Consider the following 18,045-nt stretch of genomic DNA (forward strand, 5'->3'; position numbering starts at 1 on the left):
GAACTACCTTTAACTTTACAAATATACCGCTCATCAAAAATGAAGACTCCTTACAGATGCTTTCTTGAAATTCATAGTTTAGAATTTACCTAACCAAATATTAACTATGAGAAATACCTTACCCAAATTACTGAGGAGACTTACATTGGTAGTGGGCGTTTTTGGTGTTATGTGCTATTCTACGGATACTTTTGCCCAGAAAAAGAAGAAAAAGGATTCCAAGAAAGAAACAACTGCACCCGCTAAGCCAAAAGGTAATGATTCAGATCCAAAACCTTACAAAGAGGTAATCACCTCGAAAGCAAAATCAAAAGATGGTCTATTCAAAGTTCATCAGATTGAAGGAAAGTATTACTACGAAATCCCCGACTCCCTGCTAGGCAGGGACATGCTGATGGTCACTACTATTGCCAAAACTGCCGATGGTCTGGGCTATGGCGGAGAGCGTACCAACACGCAGATGCTACGCTGGGAAAAGAACAACAATGATATTCTCCTAAAAGTTATTTCTGTGAACAACTATGCGGCAGATTCTTTACCTATCGCCTTGGCAGTGAAAAATTCGAATTTAGAGCCGCTGCTTCAGAAGTTTGCCATCAAATCCCTGGCTACGGATTCCACAGGGACCGTAATCGAGGCAACAGACTTGTGGGCGAAGGATGTACAGGCTTTAGGTCTTCCTAAAGGACGACGTACACAATACAAGGTAACCCGTCTGGACACGGAAAGATCTTATATTGAACATATCCACACTTACCCGATTAATATTGAGGCCAGGTATGTAATGACTTACATTGCCAGCGAACCTCCTTCGAATAGCTCAACTGGATCTATCACGCTTGAGATGAACTCTTCCATGTTGCTTTTGCCAAAGGAGCCGATGAAACAGCGGTTGAGTGATCAGCGGGTAGGTTGGTTCAGCAGATCGATCGTCGATTATGGATCTGATGCCCAGAAAGCACAGCGCCGGACTTTCCTTGACAGATGGAGACTGGAAGTGAAGGATGAGGACATGGCAAAATTCAAGGCAGGTGAATTAGTTGAGCCGAAGAAACAAATTGTCTTTTACATCGACCCTGCAACCCCCAAGCAATGGATTCCTTACCTGATTGCCGGTGTAGAAGATTGGCAGGTTGCATTTGAAGATGCGGGTTTTAAAAATGCCATTGTTGCCAAACTTGCACCTACTAAAGAGGAAGATCCCGATTGGAGTCCGGAAGATGCCAGATATTCTGTAATCAGGTATTTTGCTTCCGATATTCAGAATGCTTATGGGCCTCACGTATCCGATCCCCGATCAGGAGAGATCCTGGAATCTGATATCGGGTGGTACCACAATGTGATGAACTTACTGAGAAATTGGTTTTTTATCCAAACAGCAGCGATCAATCCTGATGCCCAGCGTGTACAGTTCAAAGATGAAGTGATGGGCAGACTGGTTCAATTTGTCTCATCTCATGAGGTAGGACACACACTTGGACTTCCACATAATTTTGCCTCTTCGCATGCTTATCCTGTGGAGAAGCTGAGGGATGCCGCATTCACCAAAGCCATGGGAACCGCTCCTTCCATCATGGATTATGCCCGATTCAACTACATCGCCCAGCCTGGTGATGAAGGAGTAAGCTTGATGCCAAATGTAGGTCCCTATGACAAGTATGCTGTCGCCTGGGGATACAGACCAATTCCTGATGCTGCCACTCCAGAGGATGAATTAGCGATCTTGGATCAATGGATCCTGGAAAAGCAGGGTGATCCGGTTTACAGATATGGCCGACAAGGAAATAGCTATGATCCTACTGCACAAAGTGAGGATTTGGGTGACAACTCGATGAAAGCTTCTGAGTATGGCATTGCCAACTTGAAACGTATCATGCCAAACCTGATGGAATGGACAGCTGAACCAGAGAAGCCATACAAAGATTTCGATGATTTGGAAGAAATGTATGGTCAGGTGATCACACAATTCAACAGGTATATGGGGCATGTGAAAACCAATGTCGGTGGTGTGGCTGAAGTTTACAGAGCTGTTGGACAGGATTTACCAGTTTATACACATACAGCAAAAGAAACTCAGAAGTCAGCTGTAGCATTCTTAAACAAAGAGTTATTCACCACACCGGAATGGATGATGCAGGATGACATCTTCGCCAGAACGGAAGATTTCGGGGCTTTGGAAAGAATTCGCGGAGTCCAGGTGAACACCTTAAACTCGGTTCTTGATCTGGGAAGACTTGGCCGTGTGATAGAAAATGAAGCCCTTAATGGGGATGAAGCTTATAAAATCACTGAGCTATTCGATGACCTGAGAAAAGGCATCTGGTCTGAGTTGCCAGCTGGCAAAACAATAGACGTGCATAGAAGAGCTTTGCAAAGAGCCTATATCGAGCGAATGGAATACCTGATGACTAGCGATGGGCCAGACATTCCTGCAGCATTCAGAAGATACGTTGGGACACAAATCAACGCTTCCCAGTCGGACATCAGACCAATGGCACGGGGTGAATTGAAAATCCTGCAAAGGGACATCAGATCTGCGATAGCCAGAACTTCAGACAGAATGTCTAAGCTTCATTTAGAAGATGCATTGGAAAGAGTAAATGCTATACTTGATCCCAAATAAGCAGAAGAGTAATTGAATAAGTTAAACGGGTACCGGATCGGTGCCCGTTTTTTTTTCTTAAAGTCCTAAATGGTTCCTGCAGATTATTGTTGAAAAGGACTCAGATCCCAGCATATTCAGTGTAAAAGAAGTTCATCTTTTATTTCATATGATTATAATTTGTCTTTTAAGGGCCATATGGAATCTCGCATGCATTATAATCATCCCAGTGTGTGACGTTCTCGTCATGCTCGATTTCTGTTTGTGAATAACTTAATTCATGGCTGCTTTTTCCAAAATCTCCCGCAGCAGCACAACGATTTCTAGTTGAAATTTTTTATCATGGAGAAACCGGAGATTTATTCGCTGCTAAATCATTGAAAAATTTGGCTACACTACTTGCTATCCCAAATGGAAAAAATAGGTTGAAATTGATAAAAAGGAATTTATATGAGATAAACCTAATGAAAAACCGTTGCGCCATTGCGTCTTTGTCGGATATTAACCACTTGAAATCAATTTTTGATTAATTTTGTTTGAAACATATGAATATGTCATCTCCTCTTTCTATACTCCAAAGCCATAAGCTGCGCATTACTGACTGTCGTCAAGAGATTATCCGTGAGTTTCTGGATAAACAGGTAGCATTGGCCCATTCTGACCTTGAAGAATCCCTGGACAGCCAGTTTGATCGGGTGACGATCTATCGTACCCTAAAGACTTTTGTCGATAAAGATGTAGTGCATAAAGTTCTCGATGATAGCGGCGCTACCAAATATGCACTTTGCTCGCATGAGGAGGAGAAGCACAACCACGAACATGTGCACTTCAAATGTGAAATCTGTGGAGAAACTACTTGCCTGGAATCTACTACTCTCCCAAGTATTAAGCTTCCGAAAGGCTTTAAAAAGAAAGAAATGAGTTTATTGGTGCAGGGAATCTGCAACAAACACTAGGCTTCCATCGGTTCGGGAATTCTTGATTTGGGGGAATCACTGGGCCATTCCACGCCAGGAGGCAGATCTATTTTTGGCGGAGTGAAATCCTCAACTCCTCCATCTCCCTCATCTTCACTGTTATCACCATTCTTCAAGGAATTTTTGGTCATGGTAGCCATGACGTATATCAGAATGACATATGCCAAACCACAAAGAATCAAATCGATTACAAGACTGCTCATCGTTAAAAGTTTGAGATAAGATAATTGAATACAAGATTTAAATCAATGGTAATGCCGATTTGTTTTCCAAGAAAGAAGTTTTTTATGATTTAATCCGGCTTGCTAATTCCCTAGGATAGGTGGATATTTGCGCTCTGAAATAGACAAGTGATGATAGTAAAAACAAAAAAATATCAACTCCCAACCGGCACTTATATCAAAATGGCTTTGGTCAATGTTTTGAAAAAGCAGTGGTGGGTAATCCCGATCGCCCTGGTGATCATGTGCGGTTATTTCTGGATTCCCTCGATTTGGTGGATAATTGGTGCTTTGATAGCATATGGCCTTTATGTGCTGTTCTGGGCGATTCAGTTCACAGGAGTAACTCAGATGGAGCAAAACAAAGTGATATTTGACAAGATGGCTTATGAAATCGACAGCCGTCAGATATTGATGAAAATCAACACCAAGCAAGGAATGCCCGTGCAGTGGAATATGATCAAAAATGCCGAGATAAGAAAAGACGCTTATGTACTATACATGTCCAAAGCGCAGTTTATCCACCTTCCTTTCCGGATCTTCAACTCTGACAATGAGCGGAAATTTATGGAAACAATCTTAAAGCGTAAGGAGCTGATCAAATAAGTACCGCCCCAATACACAGCAAAAGCCTCCCACATTGGGGAGGTTTTTTGCATTAGTAACTAATAGGTGTAAAGGATCCCGTGATCGGAATTGGTGATATTAAGCCATACTTTATCTCCAACTACTTTCAACTCCGAAATGCCGAAAACCACTTCTTTGGTAAAATAGGCTTGACAATCTCCTGCATTTTTAAGTGATAAAATCAAATTTCTTTGGGGAGGATTTGAATACATTAGGGACCCGGAATCTATCAGACTTACTTCCCAGCTATTTTCATCGCAGCCACTTGCACCAAAATTGATTGTCAGAAAATCACCTTTTATGTGCAGGGAATTAATCACCAATTTGTCAGTGGAAGCTGAATTATAGATATCCATATCTATCAATACATTTGAATCAGCCAATGGAAGAATATCGTCTTCTGCACAGGACAAGAGCTGGAAGCTGGCAAGCAACATCACCAGTTGCAGTAGGCTCTTTTTCATAGTTCCAGTTTTTTCTTCTAGACGAAGCCAAAGTAATTGGCGCTACAAGATCTCACTATTACGTATTAGCCTTTTGATGTGCAGCCACGTGAGATTGTACCCAATACAGTCCATTATCTCAGTCTATCTGCCCCATAATCATCTCTATCGCCTTATCCAGCTGTTTTTGGTTCCCTTCCAGCCTATCCACGAATCCTTCATCTACTCGAATGTCAGGCTGCACCCCGTCTTTCTCTAAATTCCTTCCATCCAGCGTATAACAACCCCAAGCAGGAAGTCTATAAAATGAGCCATCCACCAAACCTTGGCCGGAGGTGAATATAATCCAACGGTAAGTCTCTGTACCGATAATAGTCCCCAAACCCAACTCCTTAAACCCTGCTGCTGTCATCTCTGCATCAGAGAGAGATTGTTCATTGATCAGCAGGACAATTGGTTTGTCGGAAGGGGAAAAATTAGGCTGGTTTGTCAGTGCCCCATCCCGGTACTTCCATTGCAGATAACTCTTCTGGCTTAGGAACTGCAGGACTTTATCATGGACATTTCCTCCGGTATTGTAGCGTAGATCGAGGATTAATCCTTCCCGGTTCCCTTTCGCAGACACCATCTTCTCCATAAAATGCTCCAGCTCCCCACCACCCATATTTTTCATGTGCACGTAGGAGATTTTGTTACCGGATTTCTCGTCCACATAGGCTTCATTGGTATCCATCCATTCGTCATAAAGCCAGGTTTTCATTTGTCCGGTAGATGCCGGATGGACTTTAAGCTTCACTTCTTTGCCTTTCCTGTCGAAAGTCAATATCAATTCCTCTGCCATGGCTGGACCTGCAAAGTATTGTTCACGATTGTTGCTTGTATCTATTTTTACGCCGTTCACTGCCACCAGTCGATCCCCGGGCATCACAGCAATTGGCTCAAGATCAGCAGGACTATGTTTCAAAATACGATTGACAGTATATGGTTTCTCCTCGTCAAAGACAATTCCCGCATTCATCGACCGGGTACCGAAATAGCCATTTTCCTCTTCGCCATAAGAATTAAATCCGAAGTGAGAGGTATTCAACTCACCAAGCATGTCATTAAAAATGGTGCGGAGATTCTCACGGCTGGTTACATAGGGCAAAAACCTGGCATATCTGTCACGCAGTTCTGGCCAGTTTTCCCCATGAAAATCCCCGTCGTAAAAATTTTGCTCCATGCCGGCCCAAGCCTCATAATACATTTGCTCAAATTCATCCCGCAAATTCTTTTCAAAGGACTGAGACAGTTTAATCTCTTCCATTTTATTCCCTTCAGGATCAAGCGTATGCACTTTCCCTGCTGCCAACAGATACAACTTCTCCTTTGATTGGGTCAGGTCAAAGCCTCCAATCCTTTCATCACTTACTTTTTCTGTTTTTGTTTTCTCAAAATCTTCCAATGTAGTTTTCCACAATTTCTGACTCCCTTCATCATGGTTGGAAGTATAAAATACCCAGGTTTTACTGTCCTTTTGAAGTACGATGGGATTTGATTGCTGGCCAAATGAAGGTCCTATCAATTCCAATCTCTCCATTAAATCATCTGGAGAAATCTTAACTCTCGGTGATGGTTCATCATTTTTTTTCTCCTTGTCATCCTTTTCCTCTTTATCTTCTTTTGGCTCTTCTTTGAAAAGCTCCGCGACTTTATCTGATTCAAATAGCTCCGCAAACTTGTCCAGTTTCATCCTGTAAATATGTGCGTCAGTAGTACCATAAGGATAGCTGGCATGAGTTCGGTCTGTGGAAAAGTATATATACTTGCCATCCGGAGACCAATAGGGGGAAGTCTCGGTCACGAAAGTCTCGGTCAGGTTAATTAGCTTCTTTGTCGCTCTATGATAGAGGATCACTTCCCGCTCGAAATTTCGGATTGGGCTGAAAACAACATATTCATCATCTGGTGATAAATAGGCATTTGGAGTATATAATCCCCAAAGCTCATCTTCCACCAATGTCTTACTTTCTAAGGTCGTTAGATCAATCTCCCTCACCTGATTCCTCCCTCCTATATAAATTCCAATCGTCCGGTCCTTATTTACCGTCAATTGGCGGTTTTTGAATTTATCGTCAGTCAGCTGCTTCTCAACTCCCGGGTTTTGGGCAGAGATCGTAAACCAATTGTGATAGCCTTTGACTGTACGGGAATAAAGAAGTGTTTTATTGTCTGCAAGCCACTTCACTTCCTCCACAGCTTCTTTTGTATCAGTAGGGATTTGCTGCACAAACTTACCTTTCACGTCAGAAATAAAAAGAACTCCACGAGAAACGAAAGCCATCTTTTTACCATCCACAGAGACATCAAAATTTGAAATATTTCCTGCTACCTCCCTTGAAAGCCCCTTTTGAAGCGTTTGATTTTGATAGATGGAAATATCAGGTTGCGTAGTATTTCCAGTAGCCACATCATAGAGGTAGACTTGGTAGTCTTTTCGAAAGACAATCTTTTCCCCATTGGCACTTACTTTCGGCCACATGATAGAAGTCGGGAAGTCTGTCAGCTTCGTTTTGGCACCATCCTTAAATGTGTATAAGTTGTATTCTCCATTGCCCTCATCGGACTTGAAAAACACATTTCCTTCTTGGTCAATGGTCACACCAAAGTCCTTTCCTTCATAATCTGTGTATTGGGAGAACTTCTTTGTCGATGGATTGTATGACTTGATATCTGGGTTATACTCGCCCTTATAGCGTTTTCGGTGTGCAAAATTCTTACTTTCCCAAGTTTCGTTGAAATAAATCTCTCCGGTTTTGGGTTGAACAGCCACTCCATGAACAGTATTGAAATAATGTGGAAAAAGCCGCTTTGGTGTAGAACCATTTAGATCAATCTCATAAGTGGAAAAGTTATTGTAGCGATTGGAAGTAAAATAAATCCGGTCACTCTCCCAACTCCATGATTCCACTTCGTCGGCTCCCTCATGGAAGGTCAACTGTCGAATTTCACCCCCGGCCAGCGGCATTAGAAAAACATCCTTGTTTCCGTATTGCTCTGCTGTGAATGCAATCCATTTTCCGTCAGGAGATACGGCTGGCTTACTCTCTATCCCTTCCATGGCAGTCAGTCGCAGCGATTCACCTCCTTCAACAGGAACTTTCCAAAGATCTCCCTCAACGCTGAAAACTATCACCTTGGCATCAGGGGTGAGTGTAGGATCGAGTACAAAAAATGGGGCTGAAGATTGGGCAAATCCCAGATTGGCTCCACAAAAAAATGTGAAAGCAGTTATAAATTTTCTCATATATCGGGGTTTTATATGTTTGTAGAAGGAAATTAAGTTTATTCTCTGAATTAGGAAAGGGAAACAGTACGGGCAGTATTTCTTATTTTCGTACATGACTATCAAACTGATTGCTATAGGTAAGACAGACAATAAAGCCATTGCTTCTCTCATTGAAGAGTACAGTAAGCGGCTGAATTTTTACATCAGGTTTGAATTTGAAATTATTCCGGATTTGAAGCACACTAAGTCACTTTCCGAAATCCTTCAAAAGGAAAAAGAAGGAGAGCTGATCTTAAAAAAACTAGTTCCCTCAGATGATTTGATTTTGCTTGACGAACGTGGCAAAAGCTACAGTTCCGTTGATTTTTCTGAGTTCCTTCAGAAGAAAATGAATGCAGGCCTGAAACAACTGATTTTTGTCATTGGCGGTCCGTATGGTTTTTCAGCTGATGTTTATAGCCGCGCAAACGGCAAACTCTCCATCTCCAAAATGACTTTTTCCCATCAGATGATCCGTCCCTTTTTTATCGAGCAATTATATCGTGGCTACACAATTCTGAGAAACGAACCCTATCATCATCAATAGCTGGTTTACATTCACAGGGAACAGTCACAGTATCATTCAAAGCCACTCCTCATGGCCTGGACTACCCTGGTGAACCGTTAACTATTGATCACACATCAGATAGACTATTCCTGCCAAGAGAATAAATCTGATGCTGTAAACTAATCACGACTATTTCCCTAATGTTAAGTTTTTGTTCTCTATATGATTTAATGTTATCAAATTGTTAACTTTAGATAACATTGGTCGTACTATTAGTAACATTAGCTTCATGCAGGGTGAAAACTATCCTACTTACATATATCCTTACTTTTGCCCTTGGCTTTCTTGCCATGGCTCAGGATGCTGTAGAGATCATAGCGGAGTTGCGTTTTGAGAGTAATTCCGAAAGGGAACTGTGGGAGGCCGGTCAACAGGATCCCTACTTACTTTTTAGGGCCGTACAAGCTGAAAAATCCCTTTCTGACAAGAAATGGAGTAATTTAGTAGCAGAATTAGATCAGAAATTCGAGAAGAAAGGGGCACATATAAATGTACTGCGCCAAATCTTTGAAAAATCCCACCAGCAGTTATTCAAAACTTACCAACAACATTCCACCTTCAATGCCATGCTGGATGAAGGTAAGTACGATTGTGTCAGTGCTTCAGCCGCCCTGGCCCTACTACTGGATCGCTATGATTTTGATTACAAAGTGGTAGAAACAGATTATCATGTATTTATTGTAGTCAGTATTGAAGGCAAGGATATTATTTTGGAAAGCACACTTCCCATAGGAGGAATGATCACAGCGCCGTCCGAGGTTGTCTCTTACCTGGAAGGTTATAACGTGGGTGATTCGGTGCAACTAAAGTCATTCAGTCAACGTCTAGGAGCGCCTAAAGTGGACTTATCAGACAATGCCATTTTTAGAAAAGTTAATCTTACCCAGTTGGCCGGATTACAATACTATAATGATGCTATTTCGCACTTCAATGAACAAAGCTTCGAAAAGGCTACTTCACAATTAACTAAAGCATTGAAGCTGTACAATTCTGAGCGTATAGAAGGGTTGAAGGCATTGGCAGAAGAGCAGGCAAGTTTACTGGCCATCTCAAACTAATACTGATCCCATAAAAGGAATCCAAAGCCCACCAGAACAATTACCACCCCTGTTGCAGGAGCTGGCCATTAAAATAATTTTATTTTAGTACTTGTCTGACACTGATTTGAAAACGTGAAGTCCAGTTATCCGGGTTATCAATCCGGTCATACCCCTCTTTCAAGTAAAGCAATACTATGCTTCCCTTATTAGAACGAGTATCTCCTGTTCTTTCAAAAAATACAATACCTACCCTAATATTTAGGATGCCACTTTATGACAAATGCCCTATTCCAGGAACAGGGCATTAAGTTAATTTAATGATGATGGTGTCCATCCGGGCCATGTGCATGCCCATGCTCGAGTTCCACAGGCAGTGCATCGCGCACTGCAATAATTTTGCCTTCAAAGAACAAATCATATCCTGCCAGAGGAGGATTAAAATCCATATGAACGCCAGTGTAATCGATCTTGGTAATTTCTCCCCGAATCTGCCCTCCTTTAGTATCCTGCATAGGAATAACATTTCCGACCCGGAGTAAATCTTTATTTTTCTTTCCCTTTTCCTTGAAATTAGCCTTTGGAATTACGGTCTTTTTCTCCTCCATATAATCTCCATAGGCATCCTCAAACCCCAAAAGTGCGGAAAAACCATCTCCCGCAGATTTTCCCAGCAATGCCTCTTCGAATTTGGGAAACACTTCTCCAGCGTTAAATAAAAAGTAGAAGGGTTTGTCCTCAGGCACAGATTCATAAGGAACCATTCCCGTCTCTCCATCATCTACTTTCAGGTCATAGCATACCGCTACCACTTTGCCCTTTTCTACTTTCATCTGTTTATAATTGTTTTAAATGGTCAGATGGAATCTCGCATGCATTATAATCATGCCAGTGTGTGACGCTTGCGTCATGCTCGATTTCATATGATTATAATTGTTTTTTTAAGGTCACATGAAATCTTTGACGATTAAAATAATCATTGTCCTGCGTGTTATAATGATGATTTTAATCGTGCCGGTTTCGTATAACTATCAAATCTAACCCCTATTGGAATATATAAGCTAATCCTACTTGGCCTACGAAGTTTTTTCTATCGTACCCGGGTACCACGTATTGGCCGGGGTCGTTTTCCAGATACCATTTATAGTTTAAGGTATTTACGTATTGCAAACGGGCATTCAGCAATACATTCCCAAACTTCCAATCCCCGATCAGGGATGGCACAAGATCCACATATTTATTTCTCAGATCCTTTGAAGCTTCGTATCTATAATAATAATAATCATTGTTATAGACAATCCGTTCCATTTGGAAGCCAATCCTATTCATATCATGGACCCAGGCAAATTCCAAAAAGATCACGTTGCTCCCTGGACCATTTCCTGCCCCCAGCACCTGGCCATTATGGGTATACCCGTCTACCACATGGCCGTGGATATACCAGGTATCCAGGTTCCTGATATCATCTCTTATTGTCTGTCCCGTTTGGGTCATTTCTGAGCTAAGCTGTAAATAATGTCCTGGTTTTTTCAGGCTCATTAAGTGGGAAAAACCAAACGTAAATGCACGTCCGGATTCAGGGGTACTTATAAAATCATTAAGCTTGCGGTCATTATCCCGTGTTCCATATTCACCATAAAATTCAAAGTGCCCCTCAGGGCTAAGCCATCTAAAAAATCCAGAACTAAATTGCTGTCTCTTTTCCTGAATAGGATCTACGATATTCTGGGCCTTTTTCCTGCCGTTGAAAACGGGAAGTACATCACCGATACCAGAGATATCATGCCGGTACATTTGGCTGGTGGATCCATACCCCAAAAAGAGTCCCGGCACCCATTTAGGCTGATAGGTCAGAACCAATCCAGATAAAAACCGCTTATTATCCTCAGGTTTTGGGATAAGCACATTGTTTTCCTGAATTCTGTAGTCAGGCCAAGGAGGAAGGAAGCCAGAGGATTTCAGGAAACCTCCGATCACTTGCCCTTCAAAAGATCCTATTTTCGTTTTTACCGGCTCCCGTGTATTTGCTGTAAAATGCACAAATCCCGGAGCATTATTACCTAGCAAAAGAGAGTTCCTTCTTCCAGGTCCCCACCAAAGATTTTCTGATGACACCCCTATTGAGTACGCATTGAAATTAAAACGAATACTGGATTGTCCCAAGTATGCCTGTACGTATGAACTACTACCAAAGCGCTCCGGCATATCAATCCTGTTCATGTAGTCATAATAAAACAGAATACTTGACTGATGCTCGATCGGGAAACCTATGTAATCACTATTCTGGGCCATCAGCAGCTCAGGCTGAAACTGAACGCTCAGTGGCCCATACGATAAATACATTCCTGGGCTCAGAATTGTCTGTAGTCCACGGTTGGGGATAAAAGCGCCATCATTGACACCAAAAGCATACGTAGAGTTGTATTGAAATTTAGCGACTGCAGGCATCATCAAAAACTTCCCTTTATCGTCCTTACCAAAAAATGTATGCACAGTGGACAAATCCATATCCACTACTGAACTATCCAGATCAAAACCATACTTGATCCCGAAAGCCGACACAGGATAAAGTGGCCTGATCATAAAAGAAGAAGCTGAGTCCACATTTCCAAGCAATTGCGCCCGTCTCAGGTAATCATCCAGCACAGGCGTACCCACGGGAACCGTCTGAGCCAATGAATAATTGTCCAACGATAGGAATAGCAAAGCAGCCCCCAAAAAACAATTCAAAAATTTTCTTGTCTTCATCATTCTCATTTCACGGTAAGGGCATCAACGGTTATTCCTGCAAGAGACCAGGATTCATCACAAAATGGATCAGGAGAATTCGAGGCCACAAGATCTGAATTCATATAAATCCGGGCAATTGAACTACTGTGTTCGATTAGTTTTGAAAACCTGTACCGGGTAGTAAAATTGGGTGTGGCTCCGAAAAGGCAACGTCCGGGTATATCCGTTTGAATTGCACCTGTTTTCGGTCTGTTTGTTTTTGAAAATGTATCCGGAAACGACTGATATAGGCAATAAGTAGATTCGCAGGGAGTATTAGAAAATGTAGTTCTGAAAATCTCTTCATTGTCCACTCCAAAAAACCATTGATCCGGGCCACTTACTCCATCTGAAGTATTACCATCCCAGCTATCATGGATCAAAATCTCAAACGTAATTCTAAGTAGATTATGTGGCGGCAAATTGGATAAATTGACTGCAACTTCCTCATTATGATAATACCCCACGACCGTATCATTTTCAAAAATTACCAGCCTCGCGTTTTCAAATCCTGCCAGATCCAAATCAGAGAACTCATTGGTATAGGCAACCACATCGGATTCTAACGTATCTGCACAGGAGAAAAATAAAACTACGGCCACGAGTAGCAAAAGAGATTTTACTCCCTTAGACCAAATATTGCAATCCATCAAATTCAGTTAGTTAAGAAAATATAACGCTGCAAAGAAACAAAAAAGGAGCCAAAACAGGCTCACTAAAAGAACGGTATTTTAAACCAATGCCTCCAAAAGGATTTACTATTTTTGGGATGAATAAAAAAAATGCAATGGCTACTTTTACAATAGTCGCAGGTGCACGGCCCAATTTCATGAAAATTGCACCAATCATCCATCAGTTTATCAAAAAACAAGAGCAAGGCATTGAAGTCAATTATCGGTTAGTCCACACCGGACAGCATTACGATAAAAAAATGTCCGGAGACTTTTTTGAGCAACTTAATATCCCAGAGCCACATGCCAACCTTGGTGGGGGTGGTGGTACCCAAGCTGAACAAACTGCCGCAATTATGGTCGCTTTTGAAAAAGAATTGCTGGAAAACCGTCCTGATCTAGTGTTGGTAGTAGGGGATGTCACCAGTACACTTGCCTGCTCGATTGCTGCCAAAAAACTTCAAATAGATGTCGGTCATGTGGAAGGTGGAATCCGGTCAGGAGACCTTGGCATGCCAGAAGAAATCAACCGGATGGTAACAGACAGCATTACAGACCACTTCTTCACTACCTCAGAAATTGCCAATAACAATCTGCGGAAAAGTGGCTTCCCTGAGGAAAACATCCACTACGTGGGGAATACTATGATAGACACGCTGATGGCTCAAATGCCAAGGTTTCAAAAACCCGAGGGAGAATTATTCAGCACACTTGAATCAGGGCAATACTTTGTCATGACGATGCACCGCCCTGCAAATGTCGATCAGGAGCATAAACTGAAAGCCATGATCGAGGCAATATTGGAAGGCACACAAGGTCTTCCCATCCTATTTCCGGTTCATCCGAGAACAGCCAAAAATCTTCAATCCCTCGGAATTGAAGCCCCAAACCTGCATATGAGTGATCCATTGGGTTATCTGGAATTCAACTACCTGGTCAAAAATGCCAAAGGGGTAATTACTGATTCTGGGGGAATTACCGAAGAAGCATCGGTAATGAATGTGCCATGTATCACGCTGCGCGATACTACTGAACGGGCAGAAACTATCCATCTGGGTACCAATGAGCTTGCAGGGACAGACCCCACCAAACTTAGGCCCTATTTGGAAAAAATCATGAAAGGCGAGTGGAAACAATACCAAGGTATCCCGCTTTGGGATGGAAAAACAGCAGAACGCATCGTAAGTATTCTTATTGATTCTTATCCTGCGAGCTAAGATGGAAGCAAAAGAAAGAATAGCGTTTTTGGTAGAAAAACTACAGCTTATACCACATCCAGAGGGTGGATATTATTCTGAAACCTATAGATCTGATGCTTTGGTTGGTACAGATTCAGGCCAACGAAACCTAAGCACTGCCATCTATTTTCTCCTTACCTCAGAAAGCGTATCAAAATTCCATCGTATTAAAAGCGATGAATTGTGGTTTTTTCATGAAGGAAGTACGCTTACCGTCCATACATTGGGTGAACTAGGCCATCAACAGCTTTCGCTAGGATACCCATCAAATAAGAATAAGTCAGTTGCCCAACAGTTGGTGCCCGCCAATACGATCTTTGGAAGCACCGTAGATGAGCCAGACAGCTATGCGTTGGTTTCCTGCGTAGTGTCTCCAGGTTTTGATTTTAAAGATTTTGAACTTTTCAGTGAGACAACTCTTCTCAAAGACTTCCCTGAATCTTCTAACATCATCAAAAAATTGACATGAAACCGAGCAGGTTGCAGGCAGCAAACGGACAGATGATTAGCCAAAATGCAAGATTCCATCTGAACATGTTAAAACAATTATAAACACATGAAAAAGGCTCCGCGTGGGAGCCTTTTTCATTGTGAAGGTTGTGCTTTAGAATGAGAAGGAAACTCTCATATTAATTTTTGTCCCTGGAGAAAGACTGCTGAAGATCTGATCTTCTGCCTCGTATGATTTATACACATACTCCTTTTTAGAATTCAGGATATTCTGAACACCAACACCAGCCTGGATACGCTCATCTGCGCCAAAGGTCTTGTTAATGTTCAAGTTCAAGCTATTGAAAGGGACTGAATAGGTATCCGTTCTGTTACCAAAACCTACGTATTGCAGGGATGATCCCTGTACATTGTAGAATACACCGGCTTCCCAGCCTGTAGTAAAAGAGTTATAGCTCAATCCTGTATTGATCAGGTACGGAGCCTGACCAGCCATATCACGGGTGTTCTCGATATCCTGCCCTTCTCTGGCGCTAAGTTGTCTTGACCTATATTCTGACTCGGACATTTCAATCTGCGACTTTGTAATTGTCACATTGGTATTCCAGCTGAAATTCTCAAAACTAGGAGCAATAAATTTCAGCGACCTTCTGAATTCCAATTCCAAACCTGCCACCGTTCCGTCACCTACGTTTCTTGGCTGGAAAGTGCCTGGATCTGCAAGAAACTGAACCATTTCGATAGGCTTCTCAAATGTTTTATAGAAAGCACTTACAGAAAGCATTTGCCCTTTGTCCTGGAAAGCTTCCCATCTCAAATCAAAGTTATTCACATGGGTAGAAACTAAGTTGCCATCCCAAAGAACCTCTGTACCTCCATTGGTAGTCTCCGGATAAAGCCCTCCGATGAAAGTTCTGCCTGTGATCGGGTCAAGGATTTCAGCGTAAGAAAGTTCCTTGAAAGAAGGCCTTGCAATAGTTCTGGAAGCGGAAGCACGAAGATTTTGATTTTCTTTCAGGTTGAAAATCAAGTTGACGGTAGGAAAGAAATCCATGTCATCCAACACTTCTACCAAATCATAATCGATCGTACCAGTTTGGTTAGTTCCTGTGTAATACTGGTTGAATTTCTCTACTCTCAAGCCGACAATAGCTTTCAACTTCTCAGTAGGGTTTGCCTCCAAAGAAGCATAACCTGCCATGTTGGTAGCAATAGAGTTGTACGCATTGGCATTGATAGGAATGAAATCTGCGTTGTACCTTACCCCATTTCTATTATCGGCAGAGAAAAGGTTTTCGTCAAGTAAAATCTGGTTTGGATCTCCGGTGAATTCAGTGTTTCCTGTGGCAAACTGAAAGCTTTGAATATTAAAATCACGTTGTTTGAACACATAATTCCCTCCAAATTTCACTTTGCCCTGTCTGGAGAAAAGTGTCAGGTTTTTGGAAATATCCCCTTTGGCAACAATGCTGTATTCTTCCAGGTCTCTCCATATTCTAGCTGGCAGACCAACTTCTGTAGAGATGGTATTTGTAGGCTCCCTGAATCTGGTAAACCTGATATCCGGATCAGCTATAGTTGATCTGGTCGGGGCCACTTTCCAATTGATTTCCCACTCATTTCCGTTGAGGTAATGGGTACCTGCCAGTAAGATGCTTGTCAAACCTCTTTGGCTGTATTCCAGGTTATACTGCTTTGCTTCGAAGTTTGCTCCCAGGTTGGTGTTGATAAAATTAAATTCACCGGCTTTTGATTCTCCGTTTTGCAGGTGCATCAGGTTTAATTTGAATTTGGAATGATCCGTTTTCAAAGCGATGCCGGCAAGTCCCCCCAGTAGTACATTGTTCACCCCGAAGTCACCTCGCTGTCTTTCCAATGGCTCCAGTTCGGTCTGGTCCGCTTCCCTAGGCTTAGCATACAGGTTGTATTCCGCATCCTGATAAAATTCCGTCTCGTTCTTATAGGTCAGGGCGAAGTTATAGCCCCAAGTTGCTTTTGGTCTGGCAAATTGATTTCCCATAGAAAAGCTAACCCCAACGTCCATTAAGCTATTAGCTCTATAACCACCTAATGTTTTATTGAAGTCCCCAAGAATCTGCTGGTACTCTAATCCTTTTGGACCATTCGGGTTACCCACTGCATCGCCATACTGGGGGATGTCGGTTCTCCCATCAGTAGGAATTGCTCTTGTACCATCATCAAAACCTAAAAAGTCTGTATTTCCACCATCATATTTGAGGAAGTTTGAATTGAAGTGCATCGAAGGATTGATGCCACCACTGAGGCTCAAACGCATGGATTTTTCTTCAGGAAAATCTTTTGTCTCTATGTCTACCACACCACCGGTGAAATCCGCCGGTAAGTCTGCGGTGAAAGATTTTGAAACGATGATGTTGTCGATCACATTGGTAGGGAATATATCCATCTGGATCGTATTTCTATCCGGATCAAGGCCTGGAATATCGACGCCGTTTAAAACAGTTTTGGTGTATCTGTCTCCCAGCCCTCTAACATAGATGTATTTACCACCTTCGATGGATACACCCGTTACGCGCTTTACAGCGGATGCAGCATCCCCATCACCGATCTGGCGGAAAGTGCTCGCTGAAATACCGTCGATTAGGTTGGCGGCATTTCTTTTTACAGAAAGAAGTGCAGACTCAGTAGTTCTAATGGCCGAAGCAGATACGGTAACACCCTCAAGATCAGAAGCCTCCTCAGCCATCAACAGATCACTGATTACATTCACCTCCCCAGCTTTAACAGCTACTTCAGTAAGGTTGATGGAAGAATAAGAAATGTAAGAAACCTGCAGGGTATAGGTACCTGGGGCAACTTGGATTTCAAACTTACCATCGAAATCTGTTACTGCGCCGGTAGATGTTTCTTTCACCAGGACTGAAACACCATAGAGTGGTTCTCCCGTGGCTTCCTCGAAGATCGTACCGCGAATAGTACCATTTTGGGCAAATGCGAAACCTGCAAATACCTGTGAAAGCACCAGCAGAAGTAAAACCAGGAATCCCTTCATTAGCGGATTAGTAGATTGATTGTTCATACAGCAATTTTTAAATACTTAAAAAGAAGGAAGAAAGTAACCTTGCAAGTCCCTCCTTCCTTCTTTGAAAAGTGTGT

General features: G+C 42.3%; 14 protein-coding genes. 7 read left to right on the plus strand and 7 right to left on the minus strand.

Going from position 1 to position 18,045, the window contains the following annotated elements; all coding sequences use genetic code 11:
• Window positions 1-106 precede the first annotated feature (106 nt).
• A complete protein-coding gene (locus AS141_RS17290; protein WP_057938942.1) occupies window positions 107-2,623 on the plus strand; it encodes a zinc-dependent metalloprotease in 2,517 nt (838 codons plus the stop codon).
• Window positions 2,624-3,153: 530 nt separating this feature from the next.
• The gene (locus AS141_RS17295) at window positions 3,154-3,558 is read left to right on the plus strand and encodes a Fur family transcriptional regulator (RefSeq protein ID WP_057938996.1); all 405 of its coding nucleotides are present in this window, start codon (window positions 3,154-3,156) and stop codon (window positions 3,556-3,558) included.
• Here the strand turns inward: AS141_RS17295 and AS141_RS17300 are convergent.
• Entirely contained in the window at window positions 3,555-3,782 is a 228-nt protein-coding gene (locus AS141_RS17300) for a hypothetical protein (protein ID WP_057938943.1), read from the minus strand. The genes AS141_RS17295 and AS141_RS17300 overlap by 4 nt on opposite strands.
• 150 nt (window positions 3,783-3,932) lie before the next feature.
• On the opposite strand from AS141_RS17300, the gene AS141_RS17305 reads away from it, so the two are divergent.
• Window positions 3,933-4,406, plus strand: a complete 474-nt coding sequence (locus AS141_RS17305) for a YcxB family protein (RefSeq protein WP_057938944.1) — start codon at window positions 3,933-3,935, stop codon at window positions 4,404-4,406.
• 59 nt (window positions 4,407-4,465) lie between these two features.
• On the opposite strand, the gene AS141_RS17310 is transcribed toward AS141_RS17305, so the two are convergent.
• Together AS141_RS17310 and AS141_RS17315 are read right to left on the minus strand one after the other, a co-directional pair.
• On the minus strand, window positions 4,466-4,891 hold the full coding sequence (locus tag AS141_RS17310) for a hypothetical protein (RefSeq protein ID WP_057938945.1): 426 nt from the start codon (window positions 4,889-4,891) through the stop codon (window positions 4,466-4,468).
• 118 nt (window positions 4,892-5,009) lie between these two features.
• Entirely contained in the window at window positions 5,010-8,156 is a 3,147-nt protein-coding gene (locus tag AS141_RS17315) for a S41 family peptidase (protein ID WP_057938946.1), read from the minus strand.
• Between the two features lie 94 nt (window positions 8,157-8,250).
• Between AS141_RS17315 and rlmH the strand changes: the two genes are divergently transcribed.
• Window positions 8,251-8,724 carry a 23S rRNA (pseudouridine(1915)-N(3))-methyltransferase RlmH gene (gene rlmH, locus AS141_RS17320; protein WP_057938947.1) on the plus strand — a complete coding sequence of 158 codons (474 nt, stop codon included), beginning with the start codon at window positions 8,251-8,253 and terminating at the stop codon, window positions 8,722-8,724.
• 257 nt (window positions 8,725-8,981) lie between these two features.
• Entirely contained in the window at window positions 8,982-9,803 is an 822-nt protein-coding gene (locus AS141_RS17325; RefSeq protein ID WP_157243521.1) for a hypothetical protein, read from the plus strand.
• A 296-nt stretch (window positions 9,804-10,099) separates the two neighbouring features.
• Here the strand turns inward: AS141_RS17325 and AS141_RS17330 are convergent, their stop codons facing one another.
• The 3 genes from AS141_RS17330 to AS141_RS17340 form a co-directional block, all read right to left on the minus strand.
• Window positions 10,100-10,615, minus strand: coding sequence for an FKBP-type peptidyl-prolyl cis-trans isomerase (locus AS141_RS17330; RefSeq protein WP_057938949.1), 516 nt, complete (start codon window positions 10,613-10,615; stop codon window positions 10,100-10,102).
• Window positions 10,616-10,826: 211 nt separating this feature from the next.
• A complete protein-coding gene (locus tag AS141_RS17335; protein WP_317043049.1) occupies window positions 10,827-12,533 on the minus strand; it encodes a capsule assembly Wzi family protein in 1,707 nt (568 codons plus the stop codon).
• A gap of 2 nt (window positions 12,534-12,535) precedes the next feature.
• The gene (locus tag AS141_RS17340; protein ID WP_057938950.1) at window positions 12,536-13,201 is read right to left on the minus strand and encodes a hypothetical protein; all 666 of its coding nucleotides are present in this window, start codon (window positions 13,199-13,201) and stop codon (window positions 12,536-12,538) included.
• 137 nt (window positions 13,202-13,338) lie between these two features.
• On the opposite strand from AS141_RS17340, the gene wecB reads away from it, so the two are divergent.
• Together wecB and AS141_RS17350 are read left to right on the plus strand one after the other, a co-directional pair.
• On the plus strand, window positions 13,339-14,439 hold the full coding sequence (gene wecB / locus AS141_RS17345; protein ID WP_057938998.1) for a non-hydrolyzing UDP-N-acetylglucosamine 2-epimerase: 1,101 nt from the start codon (window positions 13,339-13,341) through the stop codon (window positions 14,437-14,439).
• A gap of 1 nt (window position 14,440) precedes the next feature.
• Window positions 14,441-14,929, plus strand: coding sequence for a cupin domain-containing protein (locus AS141_RS17350; RefSeq protein WP_057938951.1), 489 nt, complete (start codon window positions 14,441-14,443; stop codon window positions 14,927-14,929).
• Between the two features lie 135 nt (window positions 14,930-15,064).
• Here the strand turns inward: AS141_RS17350 and AS141_RS17355 are convergent, their stop codons facing one another.
• Window positions 15,065-17,968, minus strand: coding sequence for a TonB-dependent receptor (locus tag AS141_RS17355; RefSeq protein WP_232424952.1), 2,904 nt, complete (start codon window positions 17,966-17,968; stop codon window positions 15,065-15,067).
• Between the last annotated feature and the right edge of the window lie 77 nt (window positions 17,969-18,045).

It is taken from the genome of Algoriphagus resistens, assembly GCF_001442615.1.
Lineage (GTDB): Bacteria > Bacteroidota > Bacteroidia > Cytophagales > Cyclobacteriaceae > Algoriphagus > Algoriphagus resistens.

Coding starts and splice junctions, on each gene's coding strand:
- AS141_RS17290 (WP_057938942.1), top strand. CDS start 107: ATGAGAAATACCTTACCCAAATTACTGAGGAGACTTACATTGGTAGTG.
- AS141_RS17295 (WP_057938996.1), top strand. CDS start 3,154: ATGTCATCTCCTCTTTCTATACTCCAAAGCCATAAGCTGCGCATTACT.
- AS141_RS17300 (WP_057938943.1), bottom strand. CDS start 3,782: ATGAGCAGTCTTGTAATCGATTTGATTCTTTGTGGTTTGGCATATGTC.
- AS141_RS17305 (WP_057938944.1), top strand. CDS start 3,933: ATGATAGTAAAAACAAAAAAATATCAACTCCCAACCGGCACTTATATC.
- AS141_RS17310 (WP_057938945.1), bottom strand. CDS start 4,891: ATGAAAAAGAGCCTACTGCAACTGGTGATGTTGCTTGCCAGCTTCCAG.
- AS141_RS17315 (WP_057938946.1), bottom strand. CDS start 8,156: ATGAGAAAATTTATAACTGCTTTCACATTTTTTTGTGGAGCCAATCTG.
- rlmH (WP_057938947.1), top strand. CDS start 8,251: ATGACTATCAAACTGATTGCTATAGGTAAGACAGACAATAAAGCCATT.
- AS141_RS17330 (WP_057938949.1), bottom strand. CDS start 10,615: ATGAAAGTAGAAAAGGGCAAAGTGGTAGCGGTATGCTATGACCTGAAA.
- AS141_RS17335 (WP_317043049.1), bottom strand. CDS start 12,533: ATGATGAAGACAAGAAAATTTTTGAATTGTTTTTTGGGGGCTGCTTTG.
- AS141_RS17340 (WP_057938950.1), bottom strand. CDS start 13,201: ATGGATTGCAATATTTGGTCTAAGGGAGTAAAATCTCTTTTGCTACTC.
- wecB (WP_057938998.1), top strand. CDS start 13,339: ATGGCTACTTTTACAATAGTCGCAGGTGCACGGCCCAATTTCATGAAA.
- AS141_RS17350 (WP_057938951.1), top strand. CDS start 14,441: ATGGAAGCAAAAGAAAGAATAGCGTTTTTGGTAGAAAAACTACAGCTT.
- AS141_RS17355 (WP_232424952.1), bottom strand. CDS start 17,968: ATGAACAATCAATCTACTAATCCGCTAATGAAGGGATTCCTGGTTTTA.